The organism is Phycisphaerales bacterium (assembly GCA_040221175.1).
GTDB lineage: Bacteria > Planctomycetota > Phycisphaerae > Phycisphaerales > UBA1924 > JAHCJI01.
This window is the reverse complement of record JAVJVK010000013.1, coordinates 334207-352514: the sequence shown is the minus strand read 5'-3', so window position 1 is coordinate 352514 and position 18308 is coordinate 334207. Positions and strand designations below refer to the sequence as shown.

Annotated in this window: 7 protein-coding genes; 1 reads left to right on the top strand and 6 read right to left on the bottom strand. The window is 66.9% G+C overall.

The window, feature by feature from the left end; all coding sequences use genetic code 11:
• Window positions 1–68 precede the first annotated feature (68 nt).
• A complete protein-coding gene (locus tag RIE32_11355) occupies window positions 69–9749 on the bottom strand; it encodes a hypothetical protein (protein MEQ9096848.1) in 9681 nt (3226 codons plus the stop codon).
• 805 nt (window positions 9750–10554) lie between these two features.
• Between RIE32_11355 and RIE32_11350 the strand changes: the two genes are divergently transcribed.
• Window positions 10555–11409 carry a hypothetical protein gene (locus tag RIE32_11350; protein MEQ9096847.1) on the top strand — a complete coding sequence of 285 codons (855 nt, stop codon included), beginning with the start codon at window positions 10555–10557 and terminating at the stop codon, window positions 11407–11409.
• Between the two features lie 11 nt (window positions 11410–11420).
• Here RIE32_11350 and RIE32_11345 read toward each other — a convergent pair whose 3' ends face one another.
• From RIE32_11345 to RIE32_11325, 5 genes are read right to left on the bottom strand one after another with little or no spacing between them, the layout of a single operon-like run.
• The gene (locus RIE32_11345) at window positions 11421–13037 is read right to left on the bottom strand and encodes an NADH-quinone oxidoreductase subunit N (protein ID MEQ9096846.1); all 1617 of its coding nucleotides are present in this window, start codon (window positions 13035–13037) and stop codon (window positions 11421–11423) included.
• Window positions 13038–13043: 6 nt separating this feature from the next.
• Complete coding sequence (locus RIE32_11340) at window positions 13044–14693, bottom strand: NADH-quinone oxidoreductase subunit M (GenBank protein ID MEQ9096845.1); 1650 nt, start codon at window positions 14691–14693, stop codon at window positions 13044–13046.
• 18 nt (window positions 14694–14711) lie between these two features.
• A complete protein-coding gene (locus tag RIE32_11335) occupies window positions 14712–16994 on the bottom strand; it encodes an NADH-quinone oxidoreductase subunit L (GenBank protein ID MEQ9096844.1) in 2283 nt (760 codons plus the stop codon).
• Window positions 16991–17338 (bottom strand): NADH-quinone oxidoreductase subunit NuoK, encoded by a 348-nt coding sequence (gene nuoK, locus RIE32_11330; protein MEQ9096843.1) that lies wholly within the window; start codon window positions 17336–17338, stop codon window positions 16991–16993. Before nuoK ends, RIE32_11335 begins: the two co-directional genes overlap by 4 nt.
• Complete coding sequence (locus RIE32_11325) at window positions 17331–18281, bottom strand: NADH-quinone oxidoreductase subunit J (protein ID MEQ9096842.1); 951 nt, start codon at window positions 18279–18281, stop codon at window positions 17331–17333. Before RIE32_11325 ends, nuoK begins: the two co-directional genes overlap by 8 nt.
• Window positions 18282–18308: the final 27 nt, after the last annotated feature.

Here is an 18308-nt window from a genome sequence, read left to right as displayed (position 1 = left end):
CGAGCGGCCCAGGGGGCAACGCTCGGCGGGGCGGGATGGGCGTGTGAAAGCCTCGCGGTCTCGATCGATCAGATGCGGCTGAGGATCGAGTCGAGCAACGAACCGGAGTTCTGCTGGCCCAGGAAGAACTGGGTGTCGTCCAGCGGATCGAAGCGGCTCGACAGCGGGCGGGCGAAGGCGGGGATGATGTAGTCGCCGCTGGGCAGGTTGCCCGGGCTGTTGGCGGCGAACACGTCGACCGAACCACCGGGGCCAGTGACTGCCGTGAGCCTCAGGCCCAGCAGTTCGCCCACTCGGCGTCCCACGGCAGCGGACAACGCTTCGGTGAGATCGCGAACTTCGGCGTCCGAGGGGTTGAATCCCAGGGCGGTCAACTGGGGCACGAAGACGACGGCCTCGTCGTTGCGATCGGCGTTGAAGGGGTCCGAACGCTGCGAGTAGCCGTAGATCTCCTGGAAGCCCAGGCCGAAGTCGCCTACGCCGAAGTCGAAGGGGTTGAAGAAGAAGCTCTGCGGATCGGCCGAGAAGGTGAAGTTGACCGGATCGCTCGAATCGGTGACGAAGACCGTGGAGAAGTCCTCGCCCTGGAAGTCGCTGGCGTTGCTGGAGAACGTGACGTCGAATCCGGCGCCCTGGAAGATGCTGTTGAGGTTCTCAACGAGTTGCCGCTCGATGAACGTGTCCACCGGCAGGCCATCGATGGTGCCGCTGAAGCCCAGCGCACTGCTGGAGAAGGGCAGCAGGTCGGTCATCTCCTGGCCCACCTGGAGCCAGTCGATCGAGCCGCCGTTGAACTCGAGCAGCACGTTCTGGCTCTCGGTCTGGATCTGGCCGACGACGCTGTCATCGGCGGTGCCACGGATGCCGTCATCGCCCAGGTCGAGCGTGTAACGGAAGCGGCCCTCGATGATGCGCTGCGGATCGTCGAACGTGCCGAAGGTGCCGTCGGGGCCGGCAAAGGCCGCGACGCTCGGGCCACGACGGGTGCGCTCGACCTCGACCACGTAATCGGCGTTGAACACGCCCTGGATGTAGAAGGCATAGGTGCCCGTGGTGGGCGCCTGGGCGACGATGAAGAAGTCGCCGTTCTCGTCGGTGCCATAGCGGAGCAGATCGTCTTCGGCGAAGATCTGCGCGCCGGCGCCCGAGACCGTGGAGAACTCGCTGGGCGAGAACACCAGTTGGCCATCGCTGACGCCGGTGGAGTTGGTGGTGTTGAACAGACCGAACTGGACCGCACCAGAGAAGTCCTGGAGGATGGTGTCCAGCGTGCCCACGGCCTGGCGGCCGCCGAGATCGGCACCGGTCTCGGAGAGCTTGACGGTCAAGCGCAGCTCGTCGCCGGCCTGGATGTTCTGGCGGTTGTTGAGGTGGTAGATGTCCACGTCCGGCGCGATTTCGCCGGGCACGCCACGGCTGCCTTCCTCGCCGATCGCCGAGGTGATTTCGACGACGCTGACGCCGTTGGCCAGGCGTGTCGAAACGATGCCGCTGCCGTTGGTGCCGGTGATGACACCAGTCTCGGCGTTGCGGGTGAAGGTGTACGCGCCGATGGTGACCGAGGCCCGGTCGTCTTCGGTGCCGACTTCGCCATCGGGGCCGGCGAAGGAACTGGCAAACGGCGCCTCGACGAGGTTGCGACCGTTGCCCGAGTTGGTGCTCGCGCTGAAGCCGCTGTCGCCGTCATCAAAGACCTCGACGGTGAACTCGTAGCTGCCCACCAGGCCGGCGGCCGGCGGCAGGTTGGGCACGTTGTCCGAATCGAAGACGATCGAGGGATCGTCGTTGGTCACCACGAGCGTGTAGGTGCCGGTCTGGGTCACCAGGAACGTCAGGCCGAACGTCGTCGTGCCTTCGAGGATCTGGGCCTGTGCGGCCGGCAGGCTCGTCGTCGACTGGGTGATGCCCAGTTGACGCTGACCGCTGGGATCGAGCAGCGCGATGTCGACGTTGGAGGCCGAACCGGTGTTGGGGCCCAGTCGAAGGATCTGGCCGGCCTGGAGCGTGATGCGGTACACGTCGGTATCGCTGGCCAGCGAGAACGCCTGCGCGTCGGCGTCGGGATGATCGCCGATGAACCCACCGAGGGTGAACTCGGTGTTGACGTCCGGCAGGGCATCGGGCTGGAACGGATCGTCCAGCGCGGTGTCCAGGTCGCCGGGGCCGTAGAAATCCACGCGGCCCGGGCCGAGGAATCCACGATCGACGATGACGGTGTTGGGCGTGATCTTGTCGCCCAGGTCGCCCACGAAGGCCTCGCCGGTGAAGAATCGGTCGTCGTCGGCGAATCCATCGCCGTCGGCGTCGAGCCTGGCTGCCGCATTCTGGGCCCGCACCACGGAGGGATCGAGCTCGAAGCGGTAGAGGCCCGGGCCCGCCGAGCCGGGCAACTGGGGAAGATCGCGACGGGTGACCGAGTCGAAGAACGTGATGACCGCGGCATTCTCGGAAGCGTCGTACTCGAACAGGTAGTCCTCGCCCTCGTCCAGGCGGATCTTGACGAGTCCGCCATCGCGGATCTCGCTGATGATCAGGCCATCGCGGAGGGTCTGGGCGTTCATCTCCTGGTTGAAGACGACCCGTGCGACGTAGATGCCTCCATCGTACTGAACGTCAATGTCTTCAACCTGCACGACGAGCGGCAGGGTAGTGAGCGTCTCGACGCTGAAATTGCGCTGCTCGGTAACGGCCTGGCCGTTGACGGTGACCGCACCGATGCTGCCGGTGGCGAAGACGCCGAACGTCTCCGACCCGCGGTTCGAACCGACCTGCGTGCCGCCGATGGTGACCGAGCCGATGGTCGATCGGCCGCCCGAGACGATGTCGTCGGTAGTGCCCAGGAAGCCGTCGGCGCCCCGCAGCACGCCGGCGCTGACCGAACTCTGGAGGAAGTTGCCGCCCACGTCGACGCTGCCGACGTTGCCGCCGTTGGTCCGGTCGGCGTTGACGCCCGTGCCCCCGAAGGCCGCATCCCGACCGATGTCGGCACCGGCCATGATGGTGCTGGCAAAGACGTTGGCGGTGATGTCGACGCTGTTGATGTCGTTGGCGGCCGAGATAACCGTGCCGGACATATCGAAGGCCGTGATGCTCTGGATGCCGGCGCCCGAGCGAATGGTGCTGTTGTTGATCGAGCCGTTGACGAACAGGGCGCCGCGGATGCCGTTGTCGACGCTGATATTCGCACGCATCGAACCCTGGACGGTGATGCCCTCGGTGCCGAAGATGCGGAGCGTGGGCGTCACGAACTCGCCGGGCAACTGCGGCGTGGCGCCGCCCAGATCACCGTTGACGGTGAGTTGGCGGAGCAGCGTGGCGCTGATGGTGCCACTGGTCAGCAGCGAGCCGGTCTCGAGCAACTGCACGTCGTTGCCGACGAGGATGTCGCCCGTGCCCTGGAAGCCACCCAGGACGATCTCCCGGGCATAACCGTCCACGATGATGTTCGAGTCGCCGAACATCACCGCCTGCACGTCGATGCGGCCCACCGATGCGTCGTCGTTGCTCAGGATGCTGAAGTCCTCGAGCGCGCCGGTGTCGCTGGTCACGGTCACCGAGCTGTTGATGCCCGTGCTGATCAGCAGCAGGCGGCCGCCCGCGGCATCCCAGACGGCCGTGCCCGGACCGCTGAAGCTGATGGTGCCCGAGGCGGCGCCACGGGTGAAGCTGATCGACGAGCCCGACGCGATGACCTCGCCCAGCGTCGAGAAATCGAAGCTGCTCTGGTCGGCCACGAAGGGCAGCATGAAGAGGCTGCCACCCACCACGGGGCTGGCCTGGCCGCCCGTGGTGATGCCGGCACTGCGGGTGGGCAGGCCGGTGTCGGCGAACGCGCTGACGTTGGTCACCGCGCCATTGGCCGTCACGCTGCCGATGACCGACACGCCCAGGGTGTGCAGGTCGTCGCTGGTGTTGTACAGCCCGTCCTCGCCGGCCACCATGCCCGCGGCAACGGCCACGTTGGTGGCGTCGCCAGCGATGAACACTTCGCGAACGCGACCGGCCTTGTTGACGTCCTGCGCGGCGCCCGTGCCACCCGCGCGGCCGTCGGCACCCAGATCAAACAGTCCAGCGGCCACCAGGAGGTTGGAGGCCGAACCCGAGACGTTGACCGCGCCCACCGAGTTGCCGGCCACGATCTGCGTGCCATAGCCCATCGTGTTTGGGTCGTTGGCGATGTTGCCCTCGCCCTGCACGTTGATCTGACCGATCGCGTTGCGGGCATGGAAGACCGCCTCGAACACCGAGCCGTTGCTGACGGTCACCACGCCGATGTCGCGGCCGGCCGTAATGCTCGGGCCGTCGAAGCCGGACGTGATGCCCACGCCCGGAGGCAGCTGGTTGCGCAGCGTGGCCGCGCTGACGAAGCTGGACAGGTCCGGGTTCACGCCGATGTCGCCGAAGACGCCGTCCTCGGACGCGTTGACGGTGATGCTGAAGATGGTGTTGTCGGCGTGGACATCGCCCAGCAAGTGACCGGCATTGATGACCAGGCTGCCGATGTCGCCGTTGAAGGCGGCCACCGAGCCGCTGGGCAGCAGCGAGCCGTTGTTGATGGTCACGCTGCCGATGCCGCCAGAGAAGCTCATGATGCTTCCGGCGTAGTCGCCGTTGGCCACGACCGAATCGATGCGGCCATAGGCCTCGATGGAACCGGTGGGGATGCGGTTGTTGTTTGGGAAGCCAGGCTGGGCGCCGATGACGACGGTGCCGGTGATGGCGTTGGCCACACGGATGTCCGAGTAGAGGCCGCCGTTGGCGATGTCGATGCCCGCCAGGTTTCCGCGGATGAGCACGACGCTGGGGTCATCGAGGTCGCCCAGGTTGCGGCCCACCACCAGGTTGGTAAGCGTGCCGCTGATGTCGGTGCTCATGAGCATGTCGCGCGACGCGACGAGGTTCGTGACGTTGCCGCGGGCGGTCCGCGTCTCGAGCGAGCCGCGCAGGTCGCCGGCGGTCGCCTCGATGCGCGTGATCGGCCCGGTCGCCAGGATGCCGCCGTCGAAGAGCGTCTCGACGGTCAGGTTGTCCAGGCGGCCATCGGGGCCGGTGACGCTGATGTTGGTCGCAGTGATTTCCTGAGCCATCAGGCTGATCAGCGGACCGGAAACGTTGATCTCCGATGCGCGGATGGCTTCGCCCACGGTCAGCATGGTGAGCTGACCAGTATTGATCGCCGTCGCTCGGATGTTGTTGACCTGCATCGAGCGGATCGTGCCGGCCACCTGGATGTCCGCACGCTGGACAAGGCGGGCCTGGAAGCTGTTTTCGATCTCGCCGCCGACCTGCAGGAGCGTGTCGGCAAAGACGCCCGAGGTCGTCGCGCCCGTGCCAGTGCCGGTCTGGCCGATCGTGGCCTGCTCGAGGTTGGCTCCGACGATGATGAACGAGCGGAACAGCTCGCGCGGGGTGCCCGCGCCGGTGCTGTTGCGCACGTTGTCAGCCGTCAGGTTCTCAAGGTCGACGGTGAAGAACATCTGCACCGCGTCCAGGTCGCCGCCCACGTTGATGCGCTCGGCCCGGTCGGCGGCGATCTGCGTGCGGAAGAACGATGTGTCGGTGCCCGCGGCGATGACGCGCAGCTCGCCCGTGCGCACGAAGTCGTCGCCGTAGTTGGCGTTCAGCCAGAACTCGTCCAGGTTGGTCGAGCCGATGAACGCGTCGATCACCCTGGTGTTGCTGAAGCTCAGGTTGTCAATGCCGTCGGTCTCGGCCCCCGCCGTTTCGGGAATGGTGTTGCCCGCGATGATGCTGCTGGAGATCGTCGCGTTGCGGGCGATGATGTTTTCGATGTCGTCGGTCGCGAAGATGCCCGTGGTCGACAGGGCGTTCTGGGCCCGCTGGGCCACGCCGCCGCCGACGTTGAGGTCCTCGATCGTGCCGGCGAAGATCGTGCCGAAGATGCCCTCGTTGCCGCCGGTAGCGCCGCCCACGGCCGCATTGACAACCAGATCCTCGATGACCGCGCCGGGCGCCAAGATGACGTCGCCCACCGCGCCGCCCACCGACAGCTCGACCAGGTCGCCGCCGCGAACGAACAGGCCGTCGAGGTACGGATCGAAGGGCGAGCCGATGTCCGAGAGATAGGCGTTGCCTTGATCAAAGTTATTGTCCGCCACGGGGCGGTAGACCGCGCCGTTCCAGTCATCGTCGATGACGTTGGCCGGCAGTTCGAAGCCGCCGCGGCCGATGCCCTGGACGGTCTCGTCGCCGATGCCCACGAAGGGCGAGATGCGGCGCGGGCCGATGACCGGCAGTTGCGTCCGGCCCAAGTCACCCGTGATGCGGACCTCGTTCAGGCCCGCGACGTCGATGGCGACGATGTCGCCGCCGGGCGTCAGGTTAGCGATCTCGTCGAACCCGGCACCGCCGGTCTGGATGATCTGCCAGACGTCCAACTGCACGTTTCCAGCGATCTCGATGCTCGACTGCGCGGTTGCGCCCGTCACGTCGATGCGACCGATGCTGATGACGTCGCCGGCCGAGCCCTGGAGCGTGTTGATGTTCAGCGTGCGGCCGCCGGTCAGGTCAGCCTCGATGCGTGCCAGGGCCACGCCCTGCGAGCGATCGACGCCGATGAAGCGCAGGGCCCCCACCACCGTACCGATGGCGCCGGTGCCATTGACCTCGACGGTGAAGCGGCCACCCGCGTCGTCGACCAGTTCCACCGACTCGCCGATGATCAGGTCGATCTGCGAGTCGACGCCCAGGATGTTGGTGATGTTCGGCGTGTCGAAGAATCGCAGGTCGCTGCCCGCGCCCAGGTTGAAGTTGATGCCCTGGCCGCTGGTGCGGACCAGCGAGTCGATGCCCTCGTACGGACCGATGGGGCCCGCGGCGTCCTGAGAGACGACGAAGCCGCCCACGGTCGACCCGGGCGTGGTGATGACGTTGATCGAGTCGCTGGCGATGTGCGAGCCAAACCGGAGGAAGCCGATATCGCCCGCGCCGCCGGCTGTGCCCGTGCGGAACGTAATGCTTCCAAGGGCGCTGGACTCGGGGAGCCCATCGACGTCCTGGTTGAAGCCGCCGGCACCCGAGACGTCGACGTAGCCGATCGTCCCGCCAACGTTGAAGGTGATGGGCGAGCGAGCGAACAGGTCGCCCTCGACCGAGCCGTTGCCGATGATGGGCGACTGGCCGGTGACGACGTAGCCCAGGTCGCCGCCGATCTGGAAGATCAGGGGCGACAGTTGCGTCTCAATGTCCGAGCCGGCATAGATCTCGAAGAGGTTGCCGCTGATCGTGAAGCTGCCGCCAGCCAGATCTGCTCGGCGATCGTCCGGCTGCGGGAAGGGCGAGCCGTCGTCGGTGAAGTTGATGTTGGCGTCGGCCGAGGTCTCGCCGTTGGCCCCCGCCACCAGATGCGTGCCCGCACGCACCGAACCGGTCGATCCGGACAGCACGTTGAGCGAAACCGTGGTGCTGGAGGGGTCGATCCCCGGGGCCACACCGCCCGCGGGGAAGCCCATGCCCGAAGCCGTGCGATACGCGCCCAGGGTAACGGGCGCCATGCCGCTGACGTTCAGGGCGTAGAAGGAGCCGTTGGTCACCGAGCCATCGGACGACACGGCCACCACGATGTAATACACGCCCGCGTACTCGGGGTCATACTCGAAGAAGTATCGACCGGTATTGATGAACTGCTCGCCGGCATCGGCGGCAGCCACCTGGCGGCCGCGGGCATCGACCAGACGCAGCTCGAAGCTCGGGTCGTCGGGCACGCCTTCCACGATGAGCGGACGGCTGCCATCGAGGGCGACGGCGAATACGTCGACGTTGTCCTCGCCGGTGCTGATCGGATCGCCGAAGCCCAGGTCACCGATGATCTGCACTTGGCTGCCCGCGTTGCCGATGAACTCGGCGCTGCCGATGGCGTCGTTGCGGAACGGCTCGGTGCCGAAGAACGCGTTGGCGCGCGTCGGTGCGAACAGCGGCAGGCTGTCGGTGTTGGCAAGGGCGGAAGTCTGGAATGTACCGCCGACGAGCATCGAACGCAGCACGTCGAGCGGTTCGGCATCGAGGTTGATGCGTTGCGGGCTCTCGATCTCGAAGTACCGCGTCACGTCCCGAGGCGTCCGCAGGGTGGCCGAGCTCAGCTCACCCACCACCGTGACGTCCAGCAGCGAGTTACCGCCAATGTGCACCTGGCCCAGCGTGCGCTCGACGATGAGCTGGCCGCCGGTCTTGGTGGTGGTGTTCGTCTCGTCGGCGGTCCAGTAGCCCGCGTCGCCGCCGACGACCAGGCGTCCGAGGTCGCCCTTGACCGTGACCGAGCCATACAGCGAGCCAAAGCTGAGCTGGTCGACGGCGCCGTTGAAGACCGACGATCCGAAGATCAGGCCGTGGATGTTCACCGAACCGACGTTCTGCGTGCCCAGGGCGAAGATGCCCTGGTCGGGGTTGATGAACGACACCGGAAGCGACGCACCCGCCGGGTCATACGCGGTCAGGGGCCGCACGATGGGCGAGCCGATGATGACTGAGCCGCCCGCGGGGGCCAGGCCGTCGACGGCGCCGTCCTCGCCGGGCGTCTGGCGGAACCCGAAGCCCGCATCCTCGAAGTCGTCGCCGCCGAACAGCGGGTCGGCCGCGACCGTGAAGTTGAAGCCGCCCTGCGAGAAGTCCGACTCGGGCGTGGGGTCACCGGCTTCGATGATGCCACCGAACATGGTCAGCGTGGTGGCGGCGTCGGCGTTGGTGAACACGATCCGACCGATGCCGTCGTTGAAGTCCGGGATGCCGTCGTCGTTGATGTCGACGATGGGCAGCGTGCCCTCTTCGGGCGTACCGAGCGCGATGGTCTGCACGAGCGGGCGGCCGTACAAGTCAAAGAACTCTGCCGTGGTGCCAGCCGTGCCCGCCAGGGTGACGGTGGCGCCGAAGATGCGCTGCTCGATAACGCCGGCGAAGTTGCCGGGTGGCAACAGGGTCGAGATGTTGTCAAACTGGAAGCGATCGCTCGGTCCGCCGATCGACTCGAATCGAATGGTGTCGAAGGCCGGACGCGGCTCGCCCGACATCAGCGGCGGCGCCTGGAACACGAAGGTGCCGATGCCATCGGCCGGACCGCCACCACCGGTGCGGAAGTTCACCAGTTCGTCGCGACCCTCGAAGGATGCGACCACTTCGCCGCGCAGCAGCAGCGTGACGCGGGTGTTCTCCAGGTCGAGGCCCTGCGTGGAGCCCGGCGAGGCGAAGAAGTCGATCGAGAAGGACCGCATCGCCCGCCGAAGGTCGGTCTGGCCCAGCGCGTTGAGGAAGGAGAAGCTGAACTGCTCGCCCGTTTGCAGCAGTGCCTCCACCCGGCGCTCGTCGCTCTCCGGATCGGCGCCGGGAGGGGCGACCAGACGGAAGTCCGACGTGGGCGAGATGTTGTGACGCACGAAGAGCAGCGACTCCTCGAACGTCCGCTGCGAGGTGACGGGCGAGTTGATCTCGCCGGCCTCGTCGAAGTTCTCCTCGACGAGTTCGTCTTCCTCGATGTCGATCTCTTCGCCGAACTGGAGATAGGGGACCGTGTAGCCAAAGTAGGCCTGCGCAAAGCCCACGCCCGTGGCGGGGTCCACGCTCGAAGGATCGATCGTCAGTGCAAACAGGAGCTGGCGTGGCTCGAGCGGCTCAACGTCCGGTCGACTGGCGCGACCCGCAAGGCCCGCCAGGCGCGCTGCCGCGCCGTGCGCGGCCTCCTGCACCTGCGAGCGACGACGGACGTACGGGCGGGTCTTTGCACGGCGGTTGGGCTTCATGACCGCTCCTCGCTAGCTGTTGCGACACCGCGACACGCGGTGATTTCGTCGGGGCTTCCTGGCCGGCCTGGGTGGGCTGGTGGCCGGCGTTGTTCGAACGCTCCGGGGTGGAACGCCCGAGTGCCGCGCACGCCCGGAGGCGATGCGGCGGGCCGCTCCCAGGGCCGGGAGGGCCGGACAAGGCCTGGCACCGTGCCGGGAGCCTTGCCAATTCGGATGCGGTGGGGTCCATCCCAGACTCGGCCGCGTCGCATCCTACCGCGAGCCGGAGCCGACAAGCATATCAGACGACTCCGGGCGAGACTAGGCAGCCTCCGAGCCATCCGGCCACCAGCCCGGCACTCTGCCTCCGCCCACGCTGCTTCGATTCGATGCCCGGCATCACTGGCCTCCGGACACCCGACGACTCTCGCACGACGGTGTCCATGCACAATCCGAACAAGTTGATCGCCCGCCATCCGGTCAGGCGACGACCCGTGGGTCCGACGCCCGGACGCTACCGAAGGGCCTGGGGCCGACAAGCGGGGGTCGGTGGCCCGGTTCGGCGGGTCGGCTCGTGCCAACCCAGGCGAATCCGTCATCTTTCTACGTCGCGCCGCCCCGTCCGGTTGCACCCGACCGATATCCGCGGCCAGACTGCGGACAATCCGACGAGTCGCGCCAGCCGACAGGGTCCCACGAGCCGGCCGGCAATCTCTCGGTGACAAATCGTTCACCCACCGATCTACCCCTGCAGAGGACGCGTATCCTGAGGGGACCCGCACACCTCCCTTATGGGACGTGCAAGGGAGAGGGAGGCACCCCGTTGCTCTCCGGAGTTCGACATGCCGACGGCTTGGCCGAACGCCTGATCCAGGCGAGCGGTTCTGGTGATGCCACGCTGCTGGCGGGCATCGCGGTCGTCGTGGGCATCATGCTCTGGGCCGCTGGCGCGAGGGCCGTGAGCCTCGCCTTCGCGGCTGCCGGCGGGACGGCTGGCCTCTTCGCGGGCTTCACGCTGGCGGGCAACGTCAACGTGCCGGACGTAGCGGGCCTGCCCGGGTCGTTGATCGCCGGCGCCGGCGGCGCCGCCGTGGGCGTCGTGATCGCGCTGGTCGCCATGCGGCTGGTGGTCTCTGCCGCCGCGGGGGTCACCGCGGCCGCGGCCGCGGCCTGCATCGCCGTTCTTGCCACGCCCCACTTGCCAGCACAACTCGGTACGCCGCAGGCAGGCGCCACGCAGCCGGTTCCGGTGGTTCAGCCCGTCGGACTGATGCAGTTCGAAGCGCAGTCAGAAGGAGCTTCGATCGACCAGTCCTCACCGATGACAACCGCCGACGCCTCGGACGTCAGCGCTCGGGCCGTCGTCGATCATGCAGAGGCTGCGTGGGACCGGGTACCCGCTGGGTACCAGGGCCAGGCGGCCATCGCCGTGCTCGCGGCGGGCTTGTTGGGGGCCGTGCTCGGGGCAGTGTGGCCTGCCAGGGTGGCCAGCGCAACCACCGCGTTCATGGGCGCTGCGATCTGGCCGCTCGGTGCCATTCAAGTGCAAGCCGCGATGGGCACGCCGCTTCCGATCGAAGAAACGCCCACGCAAGCCTGGTTGGTCGCCTGGCTCGTCCTGGGCGTCGTGGGCCTGGGCATCCAGCGACTCGTCGTCCGTAAGGTCGCCGAGAGCTGAATCCCGCCAATTCAGACGCTGGGCGACGCGATCGCCGGCTGGTCCTGCACGGTGATCGGGCCGTCGATGTCGTCGGCCGTCACCGGCTCGGCGTAGAACGAGGCATTCGTGGCTCCGCCGGCGAGCTGGCCTGCGAGGATCGCCAGGCCAATGACCCCCACCGCCGAGATCGCACCGGTGGCGAAACGCAAGCCATACGCCGGGTGATGGTTCGGACGGTCGACGGCGTCGGCCGCACCCTTGGCATCATCGATCATGGCGGCCTTGACCAGGCGCAGGTAGTAGAAGGCGGCGATAGCCGAGTTCACGCCAAGCACGACGACCAGCGCGATCTCGCCCGCGGCGATGCCGGCGGTAAAGAGCGGTAGCTTGGCCATGAAGCCCAGCAGGGGCGGGAAGCCCAGGAGGCTGAGCGACACGATCGCCAGCACGACGCCCAACGCCGGCTCGCGACGCCAGAGGCCGCGCAGGTCGTCAAAGTCCTCGACTTCCATGGGCTCGCCCCGGTCGGCCGCTCGCTTCTCGAGGCATGCGATGACGGCGAAGGCGCCGGTGTTGGTGACGCCGTAGGCCGCCAGATAGAACAGCACCGCCGACACTCCGCTGGCGGCAAACGTACCGTCGCCCGGCCCGGCGAGCACGCCCACCAGCATGTAGCCCGAGTGCGCGATCGACGAGTAGGCCAGCATCCGCTTGACGGAATTCTGGAGCAGGGCCAGCACGTTGCCCACGGTCATAGTGACGGCGGCCATGACCCACAGCATGATGCGCAGGGCCTCCGGCAACGCATCTCCGCCCGGGCCCGACGTCCAGCCGGCAACCGAGCACACGAGCAGGATGGCCACGAAGCCGGCCGTCTTGGGCACGAACGCCAGGAAGGCCGTCACGGGCGAAGCGGCGCCCTGGTACACGTCGGCCGTGTAGAAGTGCATGGGCACGGCGGCGATCTTGAACGCCAGGCCGGCGATCGAGAGCAGCAGGCCGATCAGGGTGATGTTGTTGATGCCCTCGCTGGCGATGATCTGCGCCATGGGCCCCAGCTTCAGGGTGCCCGTTCCGCCGTAGAGCATCACGAAGCCGTAGAGGAACGTCGCCGCCCCCAGCGCCCCGAGATAGAAGTACTTGACGCCCGCCTCCTGCGCCCGGCCGCGCGAGCTGCTCATGGCCACCATGACGTACGTCGGGAGGCTGGTAAGCTCCAGCGCCAGAAACAGCCAGATGAGGTCGCCGGCCGAGGCGCACAGCATGAGCCCGGTCAGCGAGAACAGCACCAGCGAGAAGTACTCGGCGCGATTGGTCCGCAGGGGGCTGAACGCGCGGCCCGAGGCCACCAGGGCCTCTTCGCGGCGATCGATCAGCCCGCTTTGCAGCAGGATGAGCATGAGGCCAACGACCGCAACCGTGACCTTGACGAATCCGGGCAGGAACGGAAGCACCGTGTCGCTCTGCGGCGCGTCACCTGCCATGCCAAGGGCCGCGAGCACGCCCGCGACGGCGAGCCCGGCCATCGAGGCCGGCAAGCACAGCGAGCGCCACTGCTTGCTGGGCGACAGTCCGAGGATCATGACCACGCACGTGGTCACGAACAACGCAATCTCGGGCCAGATGAGGGCGATCTTCTCGGCCATGGCGGGTCAGTGCCCCCCTTCTTGCGTATCGGCGGGCGACCCGGCGGGCTCCAGGATCAGGGCGGCGTCTTCCTCGCCGGTCTTGCCAAGCTCGACCGCGCGATCGTGCAGCAGGTCCTGGTACGGCGCCAGCGTCCGCTCGACCGAGGGCTCGATCGCCTCGATCACCGGCGTGGGATACACGCCCAGACCCAGGCAGCCGACGGCCAGCACCGTGAGCAGGCTGATCTCGCGTGCGTTGAGGTCCTTGGGCAGTTCCGAGTGGTCGTCGTCGTGGCCCGCCGGCTGCCTGGGCGTACCCCAGACCACGCGACCGGTCATGTAGAGCAGGTACATCGCCGCGACGATCACGCCGAAGCCCGCCGCGAAGGCAAACCACGGCCCCAGCGAACCGCCGGCGGCGCCGGCCCGGCCCTCGAGAACCCACGCCGGCGAGCTCTGGAACGTGCCGATGATGCACATGAACTCGCTGACGAAGCCGTTGAGCCCGGGCAGGCCCACCGACGCCATCACGAAGAACACCATGAACGACGACCAGATGGGCATCGTGCTGGCCAGGCCACCCAGTTCGTCCATCGAGCGAGTATGGAACCGCTCGTAGACCATGCCGATGCACAGGAACAGCGCCCCGGTCGACAGACCGTGGTTGATCATGTAGAGCACCGAGCCGGTGAGCCCGACATTGTTGAGCGCCACGAGCCCCAGCACGCAGAAGCCAAGGTGGCTCACCGACGAGTAGGCCACCAGCTTCTTGACGTCCTTCTGCACCCAGCAGATCAGGCCGGCATAAATGATGCCGATGATGCTCAGCACCGCGATAAGCGGGGCGTATGCGATGACCGCCTCGGGCACGAAGCCCAGTGCGAAACGGTAGATGCCGTAGGTGCCCAGCTTCAGCAGCACGCCGGCCAGGATGACCGACCCGGCGGTGGGCGCCTCGGTGTGCGCCAGCGGCAGCCAGGTGTGCACCGGGAACAGCGGCACCTTCACCGCGAAGCCGAGCATGAGCGCCAGCAGCACCAGGGCCTGCGCCCCCACCGGCATCTGCATCGCCGTCGTCGCGAGGGTGGGGATGTCGAAGGTCCACACGCCCTCGAGACTGCGGTGGTGGAACACCACGTACACCAAGCCCGCCAGCGCGATGATCGAGCCGGTGAAGGTGTACAGGAAGAACTTGGTGGCCGCCCGCTTGCGGTTACTCGAGCCGTAAAGGTTGATCAGCACGTACAGCGGCAGCAGCGTGAACTCGAAGCACACGTAGAAGACGAGCAGGTCGGTGGCGGCGAACACCCCCACCATCGCGGCTTGCAGGCCGGTCAGCCAGCCGTAGAAGACCTTGGGATTGTCCTTGATGGCCGAGAAGCTGCCGAAGACGCAGATTGGCCCCAGCAGCACGGTCAGGGCAATGAGCAGAAGCGACACGCTGTCGACGCCCACGCCGATGCGCAGGCCCATGTCGGCGATCCAGTCGTAGCTGCCCGCGAACTGCAGGTCGCCGCCGCGCGTCCAGTCGAACTTCCACAGGGCCACCAGCATCGGGCCGATGGGCACGAGCGAGCCGATCGCCGCGATCGGGCGGGCCTGCTTCGATGGCGCCAGCGCGATGAGCACCGCAAAGAGCAGGGGCATCAGGATGAGCAGGTAGAGCAGGCTCACGTCAGACCATCCCCTTCATCAAAGCAACGCGACCAGGACGACCAACGCCAACAACACGGCCGAGCCGGCCACCATGCCCGTGGCATACCCATGCATTACGCCGTCCTGGGACGGCCGCAGCAGCGAGCCGAGCCAGCGAGGCAGGGCCCCCAGCAGATCCACCAGGCCGTCGATCACGAGCTTGTCGAACGCGTGGAACACGTGGCTGAAAACAAGCAGCGGTTTCACGATGATCGTGTCGTAGAGCTCGTCGACCATGAACTTCCGCTCGGCGAACCGGGGCAACGGACCGAAGCCACGGGCCACCGAGTCCATCCGAGGGCTGGTCGTGTCGGTGCGGTTACCGAGAAACAGGCCGCCCAGCCCCTTCGGCCCATGGAAGAACGCCGCCAGCGCGATGCCCAGCACGCCGATGACGCCCGAGACGAAGTACATCGCCTTGTGCGGGTTGATGACCAGGCCCAGGTTGTCGCCGTGGTAGCCGTCCTCGCCCTCGGGCGCGGCGCCAATCGCCACGGGCACCACCTCGGCGCCCAGCATCGCGTGCGGCTCGCCTTGGTCGTCGTGGTGCGCCTCGGGGGCTGCAAAGGCCGCCGAAGACTCGTGCACCATCGAGCCCGCCCAGCCATGATCCTCGGCATTGACGAAGTACAGCGGGATGGCCGCGATGCTGCCGATGGCCAGCAGCGCGATGGCCGCGTTCATGGCAAACCGCGGCGCGTGGGGATGGAAGCCGTGGTCGTCGTGACCATGGTCGTGCGCCTCTTCCGCTGCGTGCTCTTCCTCGGCGTCGCCGTGATGATCGTCGCCGGCTTCGTACTTCACGGGCCCGACGAACACGCGGAAGAACACGCGGAAGGTGTAGTACGCCGTCATGAAGGCCGTCAGCAGCATCAGCAGGCCAACCGCCCAGGGCGCGAAGATCAGTTCGCCCGAGGTCACGAACGCCTCGGCCAGGATCATGTCCTTGCTGAAGTAGCCCGCCGTGCCCGCCAAGCCTGCCAGGTTCAAGCAGCCGATGAGCATGGCGATGGCGGTGATCTTGAAGCCGGGGATCGAGCCCACGCCGCTGAGCTTGCGCATGTCGAGTTGACCCGCGAAGCCGTGCATGACGGCGCCGCAGCACAGGAAGAGCGTGGCCTTGAAGAACGCATGGGTCAGCACGTGGAAGACCGCGCCGGTCGTCGTCATGACGCCCAGGCCGGCGAACATGTAGCCGAGTTGGCTGATCGTGCTGTAGCCCATGATTCGCTTGATGTCGTACTGGGCGAACGCGATCGCCGCGGCCCAGAATGCCGTGATGGCGCCCGACCAGGCGATGACGCTCAGCGCGATATGGGCATCGTCGGCCGCGTACAGCGGGTACATGCGGGCCACCAGGTACACGCCCGCCGTGACCATCGTCGCCGCGTGGATCAGGGCCGAGACCGGGGTCGGGCCCTCCATGGCGTCGGGCAACCAGGTGTACAGGAAGATCTGGGCACTCTTGCCAAACGCGCCGGCGGTGAACAGCAGCGGAATGACCACGACCACCCAGCTGTGGGCGATTGCATCGCCATTGGCGTCCACGCCCTGGCTGATCATCTCGAACAGCGGGCGGAACTCGAGCGTGCCAAAGACGACGAACGTCGCGCCGATGGCCATCAGCAACCCGAGGTCGCCGATGCGGTTCATGATGAAGGCTTTCTTGGCCGCCGCCACCGCCTCGGGCTTCTTGTAGAAGTACCCGATGAGCAGGTAACTGCACAGACCCACGCCTTCCCAGCCCAGGAACAGCAGCAGCAGGTTGTCGGCCATCACCAGGCTCGACATGCTGAATACGAACAAGTTGAACGCGAAGAAGAACCGGCAGTAGCCCAGGCCCTTGTCGTGCTCGACGTACTCGGTCGAGTACAGGCCGATGACCGTCGCCAGCCCGGTTACGAACAGCATCCACAGCATGGACAGGCCGTCCATGTAGTACGCGATGTTGGCGACGATGCTGGTTTCGCTGCGGGCCCCGATGCTGGCATGGATCCAGCGGAAGATCGTCGCGACGCCGTAGCTGTCGCCGTCGTCGCCGCCGAAGTAGGCAAACAAGGCCGTCACGAAGCCGCCGGCCAGCAGAGCCACGGTCGCATACCCAGGCAACTTGCTCTTGACGTTCAGGCACGCAAACAGCACGCAAAGGGCGGCGCCCAGCAGCGGGAGTCCGGCCATGAGACCAACCCATTGTGGGGCCGACCCACCGGGGATGAACGGCCCATCGGCAGCAGCCAGCATCGACGAAATCGCGGGCATCAAACCGGAAGTCATGGTCATCCCTTAAGCTCCGACCACGCCTCGGCGCTCAGCGAGTCTCGCTTGCGGAAGAGGAACACCACCAGGGCCAGTGCGAGGGCCGCCTCGGCCGCCGCCACCGTGAGCACGAAGATCACGAAGGTCTGCCCGTCGTAATTCAGGTGGAACCGGCTGAAGGCAATCAGCGCAATGCCCGCGGCCTGGAACATCATCTCCGTGCACAGGAACATGATGATCAGGTTCCGGCGGGTCAGGAAGCCCACCAGCCCGAGCGTGAACATCGCCCCGGACACGAACAGATAGTGCGCCAGGACGCCCTGCCCCATCGCCTGCGGAAAGGCCGACTGCGCGAGCAGTTCAAGCATGGCCCTGGCCCTCCTGCGTTCTGCCTTCGGACAGCGCCGCAGCCGCGGCCGCCTTGGCCTCTTCGTCGATCTGCGCGAACTTGCGCGCTAGCACGACGGCGCCCAGCATGGCCATCAACAGGATGACGCCGGCAATCTCGATCGTGCCGGGATACTCACCCAGCAGGTTGAAGGCCAGGCCCTCGGTGTTCGTGGGCGCGACCGTATCGGGGAGGGCGACCTGCCGCGTTCCCCCGCCGGCAGTCTCCACGATCGCACTCGAACCACGCTCGTCCAAGCCGATCACCCGATCGCCACGCTCGATGAGGTCATCACGAGCGAGTTCCTTCTCGATCTTGCCGGGAAGTTGTTCGAGGATCGCCACTTGGTTCGCCGCGGCCTGTTCCGGGCTGGGCGGCTCGATCTGGTTCACGCCGGTAAACAGCATCGCCGTCAGCGTGGCGAGCAGGGCGAAGCTGGCGATGGTCGCCGTGATCGGGCCGCGGCCGACCGCGTCGTAGTCGGCCATGCCCTCTTCCTGCCCCTCCATCTGGCTCTGGCTGGCCAGCATGATGACGAAGAGGTAGGTAATCAGGATCGCACCGGCGTAGATGATGACCAGCGCGAAGGCCATGAACTCGGCCGCCAGCAGGATGTACAACCCCGCCGTCGACAAGATGCTCAGGATGAAGTAGAGCGCCGCGTACACCGGTCGGCGATGCGTAATGACCTGCAGGCACGCGCCCAGCGCAATGATGGCCAGAACGTGAAAGAACGGATTGGGCAGCGCGCCGCCCTCGGCCAGCGACGCGGCGCCCAGGGCCACGATCAGCACGCCCACGCCCGTCGCGGCGATGATCCCGCCGATCAGGCTCGCCTGGAACCTGCGCCGGGGGACCGACAACGCCACGCCCACGCCACCGATAGCCAGCGCCAGGAACAGCAGCACGGGATGCACGATCATGTCCATAAGCTGAGCCACGCCCTCGAC